This is a genomic window from Collinsella sp. AM36-4AA, assembly GCF_003467795.1.
In the GTDB taxonomy this organism is placed as follows: domain Bacteria; phylum Actinomycetota; class Coriobacteriia; order Coriobacteriales; family Coriobacteriaceae; genus Collinsella.
Window position 1 is genome coordinate 22,231 of the sequence record NZ_QSHS01000017.1, and the last position, 17,365, is coordinate 39,595.

At 54.5% G+C, this 17,365-nt stretch carries 17 protein-coding genes and 1 tRNA gene; 16 read left to right on the top strand and 2 right to left on the bottom strand.

The features are described from left to right. The first annotated feature begins 103 nt into the window (after positions 1-103). The 7 genes from DW850_RS06475 (at position 104) to xerC (ending at position 5,247) form a co-directional block, all read left to right on the top strand. Complete coding sequence (locus DW850_RS06475) at positions 104-457, top strand: hypothetical protein (protein WP_117786590.1); 354 nt, start codon at positions 104-106, stop codon at positions 455-457. Beyond that, on the top strand, positions 454-1,599 hold the full coding sequence (locus DW850_RS06480) for a phage replisome organizer N-terminal domain-containing protein (RefSeq protein ID WP_117786591.1): 1,146 nt from the start codon (positions 454-456) through the stop codon (positions 1,597-1,599). Before DW850_RS06475 ends, DW850_RS06480 begins: the two co-directional genes overlap by 4 nt. 131 nt (positions 1,600-1,730) lie before the next feature. Beyond that, positions 1,731-2,585, top strand: a complete 855-nt coding sequence (locus tag DW850_RS06485) for an ATP-binding protein (RefSeq protein WP_117786592.1) — start codon at positions 1,731-1,733, stop codon at positions 2,583-2,585. Positions 2,586-2,750: 165 nt separating this feature from the next. Further along, positions 2,751-3,197, top strand: a complete 447-nt coding sequence (locus tag DW850_RS06490; protein WP_117527800.1) for a sigma-70 family RNA polymerase sigma factor — start codon at positions 2,751-2,753, stop codon at positions 3,195-3,197. Continuing rightward, positions 3,178-3,399, top strand: a complete 222-nt coding sequence (locus tag DW850_RS06495) for a helix-turn-helix domain-containing protein (protein ID WP_055158116.1) — start codon at positions 3,178-3,180, stop codon at positions 3,397-3,399. The genes DW850_RS06490 and DW850_RS06495 overlap by 20 nt, the downstream gene beginning before the upstream one ends. A 129-nt stretch (positions 3,400-3,528) precedes the next feature. Further along, positions 3,529-3,717, top strand: coding sequence for a helix-turn-helix domain-containing protein (locus tag DW850_RS06500; protein ID WP_117786593.1), 189 nt, complete (start codon positions 3,529-3,531; stop codon positions 3,715-3,717). Positions 3,718-3,738: 21 nt separating this feature from the next. Further along, positions 3,739-5,247: a tyrosine recombinase XerC gene (xerC, locus tag DW850_RS06505; protein WP_117786594.1), complete on the top strand. Its 1,509-nt coding sequence runs from the start codon at positions 3,739-3,741 to the stop codon at positions 5,245-5,247. 210 nt (positions 5,248-5,457) lie between these two features. Here xerC and DW850_RS06510 read toward each other — a convergent pair. Together DW850_RS06510 and DW850_RS06515 are read right to left on the bottom strand one after the other, a co-directional pair. Then, positions 5,458-5,531 (bottom strand) — tRNA-Arg (locus DW850_RS06510). 450 nt (positions 5,532-5,981) lie between these two features. Then, positions 5,982-6,800: a PD-(D/E)XK nuclease family transposase gene (locus DW850_RS06515; RefSeq protein ID WP_199575610.1), complete on the bottom strand. Its 819-nt coding sequence runs from the start codon at positions 6,798-6,800 to the stop codon at positions 5,982-5,984. Between the two features lie 151 nt (positions 6,801-6,951). Here DW850_RS06515 and DW850_RS06520 point away from each other — a divergent pair, with 151 nt between their 5' ends. The 9 genes from DW850_RS06520 (at position 6,952) to DW850_RS06560 (ending at position 17,350) form a co-directional block, all read left to right on the top strand. Beyond that, complete coding sequence (locus tag DW850_RS06520) at positions 6,952-8,433, top strand: hypothetical protein (RefSeq protein ID WP_147349601.1); 1,482 nt, start codon at positions 6,952-6,954, stop codon at positions 8,431-8,433. An 11-nt stretch (positions 8,434-8,444) separates the two neighbouring features. Then, positions 8,445-8,981: a hypothetical protein gene (locus DW850_RS06525; protein ID WP_117527912.1), complete on the top strand. Its 537-nt coding sequence runs from the start codon at positions 8,445-8,447 to the stop codon at positions 8,979-8,981. Beyond that, complete coding sequence (locus tag DW850_RS06530; RefSeq protein ID WP_158565238.1) at positions 8,971-11,004, top strand: VirD4-like conjugal transfer protein, CD1115 family; 2,034 nt, start codon at positions 8,971-8,973, stop codon at positions 11,002-11,004. The genes DW850_RS06525 and DW850_RS06530 overlap by 11 nt, the downstream gene beginning before the upstream one ends. 64 nt (positions 11,005-11,068) lie before the next feature. Beyond that, positions 11,069-11,263, top strand: a complete 195-nt coding sequence (locus DW850_RS06535; RefSeq protein WP_117527907.1) for a hypothetical protein — start codon at positions 11,069-11,071, stop codon at positions 11,261-11,263. Between the two features lie 29 nt (positions 11,264-11,292). Then, positions 11,293-11,517: a hypothetical protein gene (locus DW850_RS06540; protein WP_082421059.1), complete on the top strand. Its 225-nt coding sequence runs from the start codon at positions 11,293-11,295 to the stop codon at positions 11,515-11,517. An 18-nt stretch (positions 11,518-11,535) separates the two neighbouring features. Next, positions 11,536-11,973 (top strand): PrgI family protein, encoded by a 438-nt coding sequence (locus DW850_RS06545; protein ID WP_082430262.1) that lies wholly within the window; start codon positions 11,536-11,538, stop codon positions 11,971-11,973. Continuing rightward, positions 11,894-14,650 (top strand): VirB4-like conjugal transfer ATPase, CD1110 family, encoded by a 2,757-nt coding sequence (locus DW850_RS06550; protein ID WP_147349602.1) that lies wholly within the window; start codon positions 11,894-11,896, stop codon positions 14,648-14,650. Before DW850_RS06545 ends, DW850_RS06550 begins: the two co-directional genes overlap by 80 nt. Before the next feature lie 41 nt (positions 14,651-14,691). Then, positions 14,692-16,464, top strand: coding sequence for a glucosaminidase domain-containing protein (locus DW850_RS06555; protein ID WP_117786598.1), 1,773 nt, complete (start codon positions 14,692-14,694; stop codon positions 16,462-16,464). A gap of 22 nt (positions 16,465-16,486) precedes the next feature. Then, positions 16,487-17,350: a hypothetical protein gene (locus DW850_RS06560; RefSeq protein ID WP_117786599.1), complete on the top strand. Its 864-nt coding sequence runs from the start codon at positions 16,487-16,489 to the stop codon at positions 17,348-17,350. Positions 17,351-17,365 lie beyond the last annotated feature (15 nt).

Here is a 17,365-nt window from a genome sequence, read left to right on the forward strand (position 1 = left end):
CGTGTCTAATTGTGAAAGAAGCATGAAATCTGACTGGAAAAGTCCACAAAACAGGACAGATATAGTAAAACATAATCACAGATTGCAAGCAGAAAGGAGCACCATGGATTTCAGCAGCTACTACTACTACATCCCCTTGAACTTCTACGAGACACCTGAGATGACGCTCATCGACCATGAGCCGAATGGGGATTCCGCAACCGTACTCGTCCTCGCCCTGGCTAAAATCCACACGCGCACAGTCACGAAAAACGATGACGGCACGTTCACCATCGTGACCGATGACGGCACGTTCACGGATACCGAAGTCATGGATATGCTCTCCTCCTTCGGCTACCGGGCGAATCACGCCAAGTACACTCATGCCCTCGCGGTTGTCGCGAGGTTCCCGCCCTTCGACCACCTCGCCTACTCCGAAGCCGAACGCGATAAGAAGACCCCGGAGGTGTACCAATGAAGCTCCGAGGAGCGTGGCGCAGGGACTACAGTGAGTTCTTCGACACGCAGGAAGCCCTACTCATCGACGCGATGGACAATGCGGACTCCATCTACACCGTCTTCGCCCGTCTACAATCGCTTGCGGTGAAATGCGGCTGCGCCGGGAAGCTCCTTCTCCACGAAAGCGTTCCCTACACCGACGAGATGCTTGCTGCGGTCACTAAGAAGACCGTTCCCGCCTTTCGGCAATGCGTGCAGCCGCTCGTACAGCTCGGCCTTGTCATCTGCGAGGATGGCATCTACGCCATCGCGGACTGGGAGTTCAACCAGAACGTCCCGGCAATCGACGCAATGCGCGAGGGAAACCGCGTGCGCAAGGCTTCGGAGCGCGCCCGTAAGAACGGAAAGGGAACCCGTCAGGTGAAGAAGGATAAAGTGCTCGCATACCTTACCGAGCATCCGGAAGCCACGAATACAGAGGTTGCCGAGAAGACCGGAGTGAGCCGCCCCTCCGTTATCAAGTACCGCAAGGAATATGCGCCAGCACTTCCAGCCCCAAAAGGCGGAAAAATCGTAAAAGATGACGGCACGAAAGTTGACACTGTAAAAATTGACGGTGTAAAAGTTGACAGCTTTGACAGCAAAGTTGACGTCAATTTTGACGTAAAAGTTGACAGTGATTTTGACACCGGTTTTTACACTGACGCAGACGGTAAAAGCGCAGGTAGACAATCTGCACAGGGTGAAAATGAAGCTGTAAAAATTGCGTCACACCCTAAGAATATAGATGATAGATATAAGAATACATCTACATCTACAGCTGTGGCTGATGGGGAGGGAGCGACAGATTCTGGAATCCCGACAAGGGAGGAAGTCCGCTCTCACTTCGCAGAAATGGGATTCGCGGTTGACCCCGACCGCTTCTTCGACGTGAACGAGGGGCGCGGCTGGCGCACGAACTCCGGCAAGCCCGTCGATGACTGGAAGAAGCTCGCCGCAGTCTGGGACAGGAACGAACACCCGAAGGCCGCAACCCCTCCCGCACGCACGGAACCGAAGGCCAATGCGGTCGGGAAAATCCCCTCCGTCGAGGAGGTCATGGCGAAATGGGGCTGTGACCGGGAGACGGCTCAGGGATATATCGACGAGAACATGTACTAGAAATGCCCCTGAGAATACCTGAGAGCCTGCCTATGACACGTTAAATGTCATGTGGCAGTAACTGCCCGAACAAGACTACAAAGTCCCGTAGACAGGCTCTCAGACAGGGTAACGCAGAAAGGACGAGGTAGATGAACGAAAACGTAACGAAAACCAAGGAGCAGGACGGACAAAAGCCGGGCGAGGACTATCGCGACGCGGACGGCATCCTCGTCTGCGGGAAATGCGGAGAGCCACGCGAGCGGATGTTCCCGGCGGGCGGAATCTTCAAGGAGCCGCACCTTGTTCCGACCATGTGCCGTTGCCAGAGGGAGGAAGCGGATAGGCAGCGCGAAGAAACCGAGCGTGCGGAGAAAAGGCGTAGGACGGAACGGCTAAGGAAACAGTGCTTCCCCTCATCCGGCAGGTACGCCTTCTGCACCTTCGATGCCGATGACGGCAGGAACGCGGCTCAGAGCACCGTATGCAAGGCATTTGCCGCGACCTTCGACCCGAAAGACCCGGAGGGGCTTGTCCTGTACGGGAAGCGCGGCTCGGGCAAGAGCTTCCATGCGTCCTGCATCGCGAACGCCGTCATCGAGCGCGGGTTCTCCTGTCTCGTAACCGATATCAAGCAGGTCGTGAACCTGATGGAATCCTCCTTCGAGAAGCGTTCCGGGAACCTTGAGAGAATCCTCGCCCCAGACCTCCTCATCCTTGAAGACCTCGGTGCCCAGCGCTCCACCGAGTACGTCATGGAGCACGTCTACGACGTTATCGACGGACGCTACAAGGCGGGGAAACCGATGGTGATAACGACGAACTTCGACTTTCGCGAGAGAATCCTGAACGCCACGGCAGATGACCCGTGGGGACGTGTCTTCGACCGCATTGTTGAGGTCGGGTTCCCGGTGAAGTACGACGGCAATTCGCGCCGTCGGGAAATCGGAATGAAGAACCGCAAAGATTTCAAGCGGAAGTTGGGAATCGAGGGGATAGAATCGTAGCGGAGCGGTTTTTAAGCATCAGCCGCTTCTTCCTGATTCTGGTGCCGATTTCCTTCCCGGCACCGTCCCCGCGCCCCGTAGCGTATCGACGCTGCGGGGCTTTCTTTTTCCTCTTGGCAGGAAAGGGCACGGAAATCGTGCCTATACCGAAAGGAGGAAAAAAAGATGACGAAAGAGAAAACGAACCGTAACGAAGTGGTCGGCATGTTCCTGACCTATTGCCGGAAGACCCTCGTGAACGCGCGGACGGATGTTTTAAGGGAGCGCAAAAGGAGACGCAACCGCGAGGTGCTGTTCTGCGACCTCAGAAGGAGCGAACTCGAAAGCCTTGCGGACTGGCAGGACGTGCCGGAGCGGGAAACCGTATTCGATGCCGCCGGAAAACCTATCGGCGTGACGGATAAAGACCTCGCGGATGCGCTGGAAAAACTCTGCCCAGAGGAGCAGGCAATAATCCTGCTCTCCTATTTTGCCGGATGGTCGGATAGGCGTATCGGTGAGGACATGGGGTTCCCGCGCTCCACGGTACAGAACCGTCGCGCCCGTGCGCTCGCCCGTCTTGCGGACATTCTGACGGAAGGGGGTGACCCGCATGGCAAAGGGAAAGATTGACTACGATACCGTCGTTGCCGCAACAGGCGGAGATGCCCTTGCTGCCGGGGCGGTGCTCGATTACTTCAACGACTTCATGGACGGACTCTGCACCGGGTTCTACACCGACGCGGATGGCTTCTGGGATTACGGCATCGACCTCTCGATGAAATCGTTTATGCAGGCGAAGCTCTTGCGTGCGATGTTGAGGTTTCAGCCGTAAAAGACGCTACTTGTAACAAGCAAAACCAGAAATAGGGAAAACCAGCATACCAGAAAACTACTTGACCAGCCATGATATAATAAAAATGTCAAGCGGTTGTCTGGTGCCCTTTTCCCGGAAAGGAAAATTATGGCATCGGAACGCAATCGAACCGAAAAGAAGAAAACCTATACGGTAGGCGAAATCGCCGAAATGCTGGGCATCAGCGACAAGGTGGCCTATACACTCGTGAAGAGCGGGCAGTTCAAGTACGTCCGCGTCGGCAGAGCCATTCGGGTATCCAAAAGCTCCTTCGACAGTTGGTTGGAACCAAATTAACCGACAAGGAGAAGATTCGATATGGCAGCAATCAAGCAGAGAAAAACAAAATATTCCGTTATCTACTGGTATGTAAATGAACAGGGAGAGCGGAAACAAAAATGGGACACTGTGGATACAGTTAGCGAAGCAAAGAGCCGCAAGGTCTTTGTAGAGTTCTATCAGGAGAGATACGGGCAGGTCATCGTTCCTAACGAGGAGACGTATTTCCAAAGAGTAGCTGATGAAAAGGCAAAAACGGGGAAAGAAGACGGAATTGATGAGCACGACAGCGGCTCGGAGCCGATTCGCAGAAGACCACCGACCCCGAAAAGCGCGGTAACGCCGCAAAAGGACGATATCACTTTCAGCGAGTTCCTAAAGCACTATGTGAAAGTGTACGGAACGTCGAAATGGTCTATGAGCACATACAGCGGAAAAACCGGACTGATAAGGAACTACATTGACCCATATATCGGGGATAAGAAGCTGTCTGAAATCACCACGGAGTGCCTTTCAGAGTATTACAACGACCTGCTCTCCGTCGAGCGCGTTCCACCGGCCAATCGAAAGAAGACTGGCGAATGTGTCGCACCTTCCGGCGTGAAGAAGATTCATGACGTTATCCGCTCTGCGCTTAATCAGGCAATGAAGTGGAACTATCTCGACCCGATGATGCAGAATCCGGCAAAACTTGCCACCCTGCCGACGATGAAGAAAACGAAACGAAAGGTATGGAGTGTGAGCACGTTTCGCGAAGCGCTCCCAAGAGTCGAGGACGATATTCTGGCTCTCGCCATGAACCTCGCCTTTTCCTGCTCGCTCAGGGTGGGGGAGATAACCGGTCTCACGTGGGACTGCGTTTTCATAGACGAGGAATCTATTGAAAACGGCAACGCCCGCGTCATCATCAACAAGGAGGTTGCTCGTGTTTCCATCGAAGCCTTGCAGAAACTCAACGAGCGGGACGTGCTCGCCACGTTTCCCGCCCAGAAACCTCACTGCACCACTAGACTCGTACTCAAGACTCCGAAGACCGAAACCAGCACCCGTGTGGTATGGCTTCCGAAAACCGTGGCGCACATGCTCGTGGAGCATAGGAAAAATCAGGAGGAACTAAAGGAGTTCCTTGGAGCGGATTACCATGACTACAACCTTGTGGTTGCCCTTGAAAACGGCAACCCGGTGGAGAGCCGCATCATCCGACAGCGCCTGCAAGTCTTTTGTGACGCGACGGGATACGAACGGGTGGACTTCCATTCGCTCCGCCATCTCTCCACGAAGTACAAGCTCAAACTGACACAGGGCGATATTAAGTCCGTCCAAGGAGATACCGGCCATGCCGAAGCCCAGATGGTGACAGACGTTTACTCGGAAATTGAAGATGAGAACCGACGTGAGAACGCGGCTCGCATGGAAGCAGACTTCTATAGCCCTACCGCTAAAAACGGGAAATCATCAGCAACAGAGGGTGTAGGCGAAGCTCTGGCAGCTATCCTTAAGAACCTGTCACCTGAGCAACTTGCAGCGCTTGTCTCCGCTGCCCGTTAGCAGTGGTTGTTAGCAAGTTGTTAGCAAATCGTCCCAAATGTCGTGCCAGACGTACAGGTAGATATTTTTTGTTAGCAAACAATAGAAACGGAAAAACAGAAAAACGGCTATACCGAAAACTGGAATACCAGTCGAAAACGGTGCAGCCGTCTGAAAAGGAAAAATGCCGGAAACCCTTGAAAAATCAGGCTTCCGGCGATTTTTACCACACGTCCCAGACAGGAATCGAACCTGCGGCGTTTCGCTTAGGAGGCGAACCCTCTATCCTACTGAGGTACTGGGACATATCATATTCAGTTAGCAAAAGGTCTTCGTCCCAACAAGCGCTTAGGAGTTCTCCCTGCAATTCGGTAGCACTTGGTATCCTCTGATACCAGATGACCGCTTGACGCTGTAACTACGGGCATTCTATGAATTAAGCGAATGCTTCTTTCTGCCTTAGCCGGTGCTCCGTATCCACTTGTGGAATGGCATCAGTTAGCAGAATGTTAGCAGCTTAAAGTCAATAGAATTGTCTAACCGCCCCAACCTTCTCGTTGGAGAATTGGATACTCGAATGTGTCGGCATTAGCCAATAAGAAATCCATGTCCCGCAAATCTGTCGGACGTGGATTTCTACTTTTTGCAAATCATCCCTTAAGCAACAGGGCTGCGTTTCATATTTCTTTAGCAAAAGACCCTGCGAGCTAATAACCCGCAGAGCCATAAAACCGTAAAGCCGTCTAAGTGGTTATCTATCTTGCAGTAGAAACACTACCTGCAAGCCATCCCTTGACGGTTTCAATGTTGACCTTGATGATTTCCGCTATCTCCTCGGCACTCATCTTCCTGTCAGCGAGAGAATATGCTACCGCTTTTTTCTCTTCCATTCTTCCTTCCTCTACGCCTTCCAGACGCAGGGCTTCCATTTCCTTGCACATATGTTCCACCCCTTTCTCGGTCTCTTTCAGTTCGTGTACGCGGTCGGCCAAGGCTCCCGCCTGCATCTCCTTCACTTCCTTCACACGGAAGTCGTGCATCAGTCTTCCAAGCTCGCCGCCATCGTTCTTGCTGGAATCCACGTAGATGAAGTGTTCCTCGTCCCCGAACTCCTTGCCGTTCTCGCGGATTATCCGGTCGATATGGGCTATCGGGAGTCCGCATCCAAGCGCGTCCTTCAAGGTGACAAATATCACGTAGGTCTCCGGGAGCTTATCGAAGTTCTTTCCCGTATCCAGCACATTTGAGTCCATCATCCCAAGATGGTATCTGGCACGCTTCGGGTGCGCTCCCTCATCGTCCTGCTGTATCTCGACGTTGAAGACGCGTCCGCTTCCATCCCTTGCCACGCAATCCAACACGACACCCCTGCCGTGCATGTTTCTGAAATCCATCTGCGTCTCATTGTCGATGACGGTCAGCTCTTTGTCTTCCAGAATGATTCTAAGGACATACTCGCAGGCATTCTTATCTTTGAATACGTTCCGCGCGAGAATATCGCTCATCACGGTCAGGTTCTTAATCGTTTCCTTGTATCTTTCCTTATGCAAAAGCATCGTTTCTTCCTGATTCATCGGCATCCGTGCATTTGGCAGTTTCTACCTGCATGTTCGTGTATAGGGCAGAGGGATAGAAAAATAGCCTGCGTTATAATCTGTCCCCAAGGAGACGGCATTCTTGTCGCTTCAAAAGACAGGAAATCTGAAAAAGAAAGGATGATGCCACATGGCTCAGGATTTCGGCGATGACATGGGAAACGCCCTCCTAAACTTCGTAACAAGACAGGTGGAGAACTACCTGCGGTTCGGACGTGGCAGGGAACGTGCTTTCGACTGGTGGCAGCGCCATTATAAGAAAGAAGGGAACACTCCCGAGCAGGCAAAAGCAATGGCTGAAAAACAATCCTCTCGTGAGCAGGTGGTCGTGCCCTTTGGTACTTCCGAGGAAGCCGCCTACTATGCGCAGGTATGCCGCGAGAATGGTACCTATGCCGCCGTCTACACGGATAAACAGGGAAATGGTTTCCTTGCCTTCGCACGCGAAGATGCGGAAACCGTTGCAGGGTATGCCCCGCAATTTAAGGATGTAATGGCGCGTCTCGATGAACAGCGTATCACCGATGCACTGAATCACGCGGAACCCGTGGATAAGAAGACCATGGATTCCCTCACGGAGCTGACAAGCTATCCCGACCTCCCGGCAGAGGACGTAACGGTCATTCCGGTCACCATCCGTTACAAGGATGCGCCAGAAGAGACTTACGATGTGCTCTTTAGCGAGCAGGATACCGAAAACCTTAATATCGACGATTCGATTTTCTTCTCCGGTTACTCCCACAAAGAGCTTACCGAGATGGTTGGTCGTGAGACCCATGAGGATTTCGGTGTAATTTCCGTCGGTGCCCCCTACAAGGTTCATGCAACTCAGGTGAAAACGGATGCACCGGAAAAGACCTATGACGCGCCGGGAAAGGATGCACCTACCCGCAGCGATAAGGTTGCCGCACTTCGTGCCGAGGACACCGCCATCCATACCCTGAACATCCGAAACGCTGCCCAAAAGGCAAGGGAAGACTGCACGGACTTTTCCGACTTCGAGCGCAAGATGAACGCGCAGGGCTTCGGCGTGACCGAAACCAGCAAGGGCGAGGTCATGGCCTACGAGCCTGCAAGTCTGAATAAGGACGGTTCGGTACCGGCGTATGAGCGCGGTCGCGACTGGCCGGTCTCTGCGGAGACGTTAAAGAACCGGTACGACCTCGATGTAACCCACAACTGGTTCGAGCAGAATACCCCGAAGGAAGCTGGCACCCTCCCGGATGGAGACCTTGCCATGCAGAATGCGCGTCTGACGCAGGAGCAGACGCGTGACGAACAACAGATGCTAGAGCCGGTTGCATCCGACGGTTCCATGGATAACGACGGACGCACGCCCGACCCGAACTCCGGCATTGAGAGCCACGATGGTGCAGATACCGATTCCCGCACCGCCGTCATGGATGTAGAGCAGACCGGAAGCGAGATTCGTCCTTCCGACATTCGCGAGGAGCAGCGATATGATTCCGAGTCCTATTCCCTCACGGGGGAAGCACGCGATATGACCGCTGCCAAGAACCAGATGGATACGGAGACAAAGGCGCAGGAAACCACGCGGGAGCATGGTTCGAGCCTGCCCTTTATACCCATTAACGGCGAAGACGCATTGTAAGGAGATAGACCATGACTCTCAAAGACAAATTGCCGGACAGGCTGAAATGCTCCCCGCTTCTTACCATGGAGTCGGACAGCGATATCGAGACCATCGCAGAATCCATCGTGAACCTTTCCGATTCAGATGGGGACTTCTTTAAGAAGACGGAAAAACTTCTTCTGATGGCAGCCCTTGGATATTTAAGGGACTGGTGCGAGCCTTCCCAGCGTACCATCGGGAACCTCATCTCCCTTCTTGATGCCGCCCTGCCAAAGGACAACGAAACCCATACCACCCTCGACAACCTTTTCTATGAAATGAAGTCCGGGTGCAAGCGCGTGAAATCGGAAGATGGCATCACGACCCTCTGGGAGCCTTCCGCCCTTTCCCGGTGCGACGGTCTCACTCCGCGCGATTCCAACGGTATTGATGTGTCCGAGGACTTTTCGCTCACCTGCTATGAAGGATTCCGTCACGCGGCCACGCGGGAGACGCGCACGAGTATTGTGACCACGCTCCTGCTTGTGCTGGAAGAAGTGGAAAAGGAGGATGCATATGGCAAATAGCGCGAACCCGGAAATCAACAAAAAAATCGCCACCTCGGCACTCGGTACCCTCTTCATCGCCACGGTCTTCTTCTATCTCGGTGACCGCTATGCCGAAACCCTCGTCACCTATCCGGGGCAGATTTTCGACCATTTGAGCGATGCATTTCTTTCCATGTGGGAGACCATAGGGGATGCGCCCTTCACCCTCGATATGACCAGTAACTCCCTGCTGTTTGGCGGGGCTTGCTTTCTCATTATCTGGATGATTTGGCTTCGCTACGTGGCGTTCATTGGAAACTACCGTTCCGGTGAGGAGTCAGGAAGCGCAAGGTGGGGCACTTTGAAGGAAGGAAAGAAGTTCAAGGACTTGCAGACCGAAGACAACAATCTTCTCTTCACCAAGAACTTCGGCCTTGCCCTGCACCGTCCCAAGTTCGACCCGGAATATGACCGCAACCTAAACGTCCTCGTGGTCGGCGGCTCCGGTTCCGGTAAGACCTTTAACTACGTGACCCCGAACATCTGCCAGCTCAACACCAGCTACTTTGTCACCGACCCGAAGGGCACCCTTCTTAAGGATGCCGGATACCTGTTCACGGACAACGGCTATAAGCTCAAGAGCTTCAATACCATCAACCTTGATGAGTCCATGCACTACAACCCGTTAAAGTACGTGAAGACGGATACCGATATTCTCTCCTTCGTGAACTGCTTCATTATGAACACGAACCCCGAGGGGAAATCGAGCGGTGACCCGTTCTGGGAGAACGCGGAGAAGATGCTCTACACGGCGCTTATCGCCTTGCTGCGTGACTGGTTCCCGGCGAAGGACTACAACATGTCCTCGCTTCTCACGCTCCTCTCCCTTGCGGAAGCACGAGAGAACGATGAGAACTTCAAGTCCGCTCTTGACCTCATGTTCCTCCAAATCGAGGAGGGCAAGAAGTACAAGCAAAACGACGGCTCTTCTCCTGACGCTGCGGGAAATGCCGGTCTCTCAAGGAGCTTTGGCACCAAGCAGGCAGATAACGGCTGGTCTTGGGTGCCCAGTAAGTTCAAGCGCAACTCCGACGGTGTGAAGCCCGCCGACTGCGGGGGACTTTCCGCCGACGAGGACTTCGCCCTGATGAACTACAAAAACTTCAAGGTGGCCGCAGGAAAGACCTTAAAATCCATCCTCATTTCCTGCAACGTGCGCCTTGCGCCCATCGCGACGGACGGCGTGCGCGAGCTTTTGACCTATGACGAGATGGAGATTGACACCCTTGGTGACCCGGATGCGAAGGTGGCGATTTTCGGCATCCTCTCCGATACCGACAAGACCCTCAGCTTCCTGTTCGCCATCCTCATGTGGCAGACCATCGACCAGCTGTGCCGAAAAGCCCTTTCGGATTATGGCGGGAAACTCCCGACCCCGGTGCATTTCATCTTCGATGAGTTCGCCAACATCGGCACTATCCCGCAGATTGAGGAGACCATCGCGGTCACCCGTTCCCGTAACATCGGCATCACCATCATCCTGCAATCCATGAGCCAGCTGGAAAGCAAATACGATAAGAAGGCGCAGACCATCATCGACTGCTGCGACTCGACGCTCTTCCTCGGTGGCAAGTCCAACTCCACCAACAAGGAGATTGCGGAGATGATTGGCAAGCAGACCATCCATCAGATGACTTACAACGAGTCCACGGGGCAGTCCTCAAGCGCCAGTAAGAACTTGCAGATTCAGGGTCGTGACCTTATCGACGCAGCAGAAATCGGCAAGATGAGCCGCCTAAAGGCAATCCTGCTCATCGCCGGTACCAACCCGCTCATGGATGATAAGTATGACCCCCACGCCCATAAGCGATACCGCTATATCGTGGATAAGCGCAACTGGAAGCGTTTGCATAAGAACTCCTTCGATTTCGAGCGGTATCTGAAAAACGGCTGCGAGCCGTACACCCCCGATGAGGATATGGGTGCGGAGTTCACGGCATGGAAATGGGCGGCATGGAAAAAATCAAGGAAGGGGCTTCTGGGCATATTGCTGAACCGGTAGCCACTTATAATTAAGAGAAATGCCACGCGAAAAAGGCAGAAAGGGGACGAATGGAGGAAGGAACTTGGAAACACTCGTCAAACTCGCCGCCCCGGCGATAGGAACCGCTGCGGGCGCATTCACCGTCGTGGGAATCATCTATCTTGGGATGACCCTCGCGGGACTTCTTCGCGGCGGGGGCGGGGAGATACGGAAAGCCGTTGCAATCATCGTCGCGGGACTTACCTGTATCGCCTTTGCCCATCTGTACGGTTACTAGAAAACAAGTAAACAAGAAAGGAATCAACCATGCTGGAAAACGTGAAAAACCTTCTCTCTGATGGTGTGACCGCCCTCGGCGGCATCCTCATCGTCTTCGGCCTTGTGAACCTTGGTCTTACCATCAAGGACGGTATGCAGGGCGGCGGCGGTCAGCTCTCCGGTGCCCTCGCCATGATTATCGGCGGTGCCATCGTCGTGGGTGCTGCCGTGTACTTCAAGACCGGTATCAACTGGGGTTCCCTCGCGGGTTAGAAAGGAGCGATATCTAACATGCTCTCTGTAGCAGTACACAAGGATATCGCCGAGTATCAGCCCAAAATCGTAGGTAAGATGACCATGCGCACCCTGGTATCCATCACGGGTGCGCTTTCTGTCTCGGTACTTGCCGGGCTTTACATCTACTTCGTTTTGGGGCTGAACGTCAGCGATTGTACCTATTTTATCTATGCCGTCTCGTTGCCGTTTTGGTGCGTGGGCTTCGTGAAGCCCTGCGGGATGCCCTTCGAGCAGTTTGCGCCGCTTTGGCTTAAGGCAAACTTCACGAACGACCGCATCTTCTACAAGCCGTCCATGCGTCTTGCGGGACTTCTCTCTGAGTCGGAAAACAGCAAGCAGAAAGGAACTATCTATGGAAAACACTACCGAAAGCAGGGAAACCTTCGCGGCATCGAATCCTACTCCCCAAGGGCAGGACGGGTCATCTCTTAACGCCGCATTTGACGTGGACGCGTTCGTCCACGCATCCGGTGACGGGTTCGGGAACACCGCGCCCCTGCGCTCCGATACCGGCGCTATCGACATGGATGCCATCTCTCAGGTCACGCACGTCACGCAGGGTGCCGGAAAGCTGACCCGAAAGGAGAAGAAGCATGCCAAGCGCGAGATGAAGCGCAGGAAAAAGGAAGCGAAAAAGGCCGAGAAGGAAGCGAAAAAGACCTACAGCTCCATCAAGTCCCAGTTAAAGGACAGGGACAAGGAGCTGTCCGATAAGATGGCCGATGCCAGAAAGAAGCGCGACTCCGCGAAAGACGTGGTGAACTACATCGGCTACAACAAGATGTATCAGGACGGCATCTGTGAGGTGGAGGAGGGGATGTTTTCCTCTTCCATCGCCTTCGATGACACCAGTTACCACTCGGTGCGCGATGAGCAGCAGAAAGCCATGTTCTCCGCCATCACCCGCCTTTACGACCAGTTCGGTGCGGATACGCTCGTGCAGATGAGCGTCATCAACACGCCGCTCCTCAAGGAAGAGGTCGGCCACCGCAAGTTCTTCGACCCGGAGCGTCAGGCAAACGATGCTGCAAGGAACGACGCGCAGGTGTTCAACAACATCCTGAACGATAAGGTGAAGGAGGGGGTCAGCAACATCCGCAGGAACCGCTACCTCACCTATTCCGTGACGGCAGACACCGCAGAAGATGCAGCGCGTCAGCTCTCCCGTATCGAGGTCGAATCCTCCCGCATCCTAAACTCCATCGGCAGCAAGGCACACCTTATGAACGGCACCCAGCGCCTTTCTGTCATCCATTCACTCTTAAACCCCTATAAGCCGTTCCTGTTCGATTACCAGCGCGATATTTCCGCCAAGCGCTTACAGACTACAAAGGACTGCATCGCACCGACGCAGATTGATTTCCGCCCGGACGGCCACTATAACGACTGCGTAAAACTCGATAACGGGGTCTACGCACAGGTACTCGTGATGAAGAAGTTCGGCTCGGAACTTTCCGACCGCGCACTTGCCGACATGGCAGACCTTCCTATCCCCATGGCTATCACGTGGTACGTGCAGCCCATGGATAAATCCAAGGCTATCAATTACGTGCGCACCCGTTCCGCATGGATTGACAAGGAAATCATCGAGGAACAGCGCTCGGCAGTGAACAAAGGCTATGACTTCTCCATCCTCCCGCAGGAGCTGAAATACTCCAAGGAGGAGACGGAGGACGTGCTCGACCACTTGCAGAACAAGAACCAGCGTCTCTATGTCTTCACGGGGCTTGTCTACACTTACGCGGAGAGCAAGGAAGCGCTGGATACGCAGGTACTTCGCATCATCTCCACGGCACGTCAGAACTCCATCGAGCTTGACACCTATGACTATCGCCAGCGTCAGGGACTTAATTCCATCCTCCCGCTCGGCCATAACCACGTGGAAATCTCCCGCATGTTCACCACGGCGCAGATTTCCATCCTCGTTCCGTTTGCCACGCAGGAGCTTGACGATGCGGGCGGCAACTTCTACGGCCAGAACAAGCACAGCCGCAACCTCGTGGTCTGCAACCGCAAGAAGCTCACCTCGCCGATGGGCTTCGTCTGCGGCAAGACCGGCTCCGGTAAGGGTATGTTTACCAAGACCGAGATGACGGGCACCATCTTCTCCAATCCGACGGACGAGATTTACGTCATCGACCGTGCAGGCGAGTACACCGCTATCGCCGAACGCTACGGCGGTAGCACCTACCACTTCGGCGTGGGTACCGGAACCCATCTGAACCCCTTCGATACGGTATCCGTGGAACACATGACGAGAAACGAGCAGATTGCGTTCAAGGTGGACGCGATGTTAGCTCAGGCGGGCGCTTCCGCTGCCGAAGCCGGGTCGAACTTCTCTGAGGTTGACCAGTCGCTCGTTCAGCGCTGCACCGAGCTTGCCTTCCAGAAGGCCGCAGAGCGCGGAGACAATCTTCCGCCGACCTTACAGGACTTCTACGATGCCGCGAACGAGCAGCCGGAGGAGCAGGCACAGGTCATCGCACTCCGTTACGAGCGATTCGTGAAGGGTTCCATGAACTTCTTCAACCATCAGAGCAACGTCGATTTCAACACCCGCATCGTGGACTTCAACCTGAAAGACCTGCCGGATTCCATGCTGGTCTTCGCCCTCATCAATGTCTGCGAAGCCGTCCGCAACCGCATGTACTTCAATGCAAAGCGAAACGTCCGCACATGGCTCTACGTCGAGGAGATGCAGAGTATGTTCGCGTACCCGACGGTACTTAACTACTTCTCCCGCTTCTCGAATGAGGGTCGAAAATTCGGACTTTTGCTGACGGGTATCAGTCAGAACGCCACGGCGATGCTCGCCAACGAAGCGGCGCGAAATATCGTCCTCAACGCGGACTTCCTCATGCTTCTCAAGCAGTCCCCGCTTGACCGTATGAAGTGGGCGGAACTTCTGAACCTGTCCGAGCAGGAGGAGGAATGCATCGACGAGTCCGCAGAGCCGGGTGACGGCCTGCTCATCGCAGGTAACGCCCGCGTGCCGATTCGCGGCAAGTTCCCGTCCGGCAACGTTCTCTATGACCTGTTCTCCACGAACCCCAATGAGACGAAGAAGACGGGGCTTGGGGACAAGAAAGATGCAAAACCCGTTATCTAGCAACCCAGTAAGAAGACCCCGGAAAGGACGGTGAACGTCAGATGAAGGCTTCGGATTTCACGACCGGCGGAAACGACCGTGAGAAAGCCATGAGTAATCTCCTCAAGACCGAAAAGACGGATGCCGTCAATACCGGTCTGGTGGAAAAGGCAGATAAGAGCGCCAAAGCCTTAAAGGGTGACCTCTATTCCGTCGGCAAGAAGGGCACGCACGGCGCGGGAAGTACCGCCCTCGATGCCATCGCAAGGAAACGTAAGAAGACTTCCGCCGCCGATGCCCTTGACGGAAAATCCCGTAGCCAGCTAACCGGAAAAAATGCCCTCACGAAAAAGGTGCAGTCTCGCCACAATCTGAATAAGAGCCTGAAACGTGGTGCAAAGGGTGTAGCCGCAAAAGCTGCCCACAACGCTCTCAAAGACTCCGAGCTGGAAGGCACGGACGATTTGGTCGCAACCACGCACACCGGCGCGAAACTTGCCGGAAAGGCGAGAAAGCACCTTCGTTCCGGTAAGGATGCACTTGAAAAGAAAGACTCTCTCGGTGCCCTCTCGGAAAAGAAATACCGCACCGAGAAACTGGATAAAAAAGCTGCCCAGAAGCGAATGCAGTTCTCCAAATACTTCCATAGGAACGTCTACGAGAATGCTGCGGCGCAAGCGGGAAAGAAAAAGGCGCTCACGGTTCTTTCCGGTGGCATCAAGGGAATGCTTTCATCACTTGCCGGTGCCATCCCCCAATTCTTTCCACTCATCATTGCCTTCATCTTGGCCTTCGGCCTGATTTCCGTTGTCGGTGGAGGTGCCGCCGATGAGGAGCAAAAGAGCGCATCCCTTGACGGGATGCCTGCATGGGTCACCTACGACCTCGTGCTCGCGTGCCTGAACGCCCACGAGCAGTACGGATATCCCGCTTCGGCACTCCTCGGCCAGATGATGATTGAGAACGGCACCTCGGACTCCGGTTCCGACCTCGGGCGGCTGTACCACAACTACGGCGGCGTGAAATATGCCGGTTATGACTACGGCGGACTCATCACGGGTTCCGTTAAAATGCTCACCACCGAACACAGTGCTTCCGGCTCTGCCTACAAGACCTACGCGGATTTCGCCGTCTTCAAAGACGATGATTCGTACATGAAATACCGGTGCGAGCATCTGTATAAACAATCCAACTACACCCGTGTCCCTAACTACCAGAAGGCCATCGACACCAACAACTCCGAACTCTTTTTGCGTGCCCTCGGCGAGGGTGGGTACTACACCGCGTCGCAGGACAGCTATATCGCCCAGTACCGTTCCATCTGCCAAGCCTATCCGCTCGTTGCGCAGCTCGACTCCATGACCGCAGAGGAGTTCAAGAACCAATACTCCGGCACCACCCTCATTCCCGGTGGCGGGCAGGACTACCAGAGCGCCGACCAGTGGCAGAAGGATATCGTGAACGCCTGCTCGCAGACTCCGTGGCCGGGAGCCGACCTTTGCGCCACATGGACAACAAGGGTCTATGCAAGAGCCGGTCATCCCGTCGGCGGCAACGGCAATACGCAGCTCGGCAATCAGGGATACGGTGCCAATTACAGCCAGAAACGCGCCACCACCGACCTCTCCCAGATAAAGGTAGGAATGCTCATCTCCGCCCAATACGGCTCCAATACCGCCGCCGGTAACGCTTACGGGCACGTCGGCATCTATATCGGTGACGGCAAGGTCATGGATAGCATTTACTCCGGTCTGCGCACCATCTCCCTGTCCGATTGGGTTTCCCAAAACGGAAGAGGATGGGTTGTCTGCGGCTATCCATGGGACTGGCGCTAGGAAACCAGAAAGGATACCTGCTATGAAGAAACTGAAAGCATGGATGGCGGAACACAAGAAGTTTTCCGTCATCGCCCTGTGCCTGCTCCTGATGTTCACCTGCGGCTCTGCCATGAGCGCCATCAACGTGTCGCATCACCGCGCGGAAACCGCAAAGGAGCAGAACGCAGAAAATAACACGGACACTACCACAGCCGCTGAGAAGAAGACGAAGGAGGAAACCGGGAAGGTGGAGCTTACCGATGCCCAGAAGGAAATCATCAAGGGATACGATACCGATACCAAGGAACTCATCGACACCCTCTCCTCTTCCGTCTGGTCGGTAAGCGAGGGGCGCTATACCCTCAAGTTTGCCGATGACTCCTACGTGGAAACGGTGAACGGAACTCCGACCGTCCATAGTTACGCCATCTCCCGCGTGGAAAAGACCTCCGATGGGTACGGCGGCTATCTCTATACCATCGTCTTCGAGACCGATACCGGCACCCATATCGTGACCTACACGGATGGCAGTGGTGCTGCGGTGAACTCCGATTCCAAGACCCCCGGTGAGAACACCATCTCCACCCTTACAAGCTCTACGATGTTCGCTCAGAAAAACACCGCATACGAGCGTGCCGAAGCGGTCGCAAACATTACCGTGAAGGGCATGAACAGCGAGGTCACGAAACTCTTCGGCGGGGATGAGAAGGTCGTCACCACCGCCCTCTCCAAGTGGTGCGCCGTCCATTACCCTTCTGTCACCGAAGCTACATGGCAAAAGGTCGTGAACCTCGATTATGAGAACGGGGTCATCACCACGGACTTCAAGCTCAACGACACAAACTCTGTTTCCGTCACCTGCGTTTACGAGCAGTCCACGGGCGAGTTCTCCTTCGAGGGCTAGGGCAGCATCGCCATG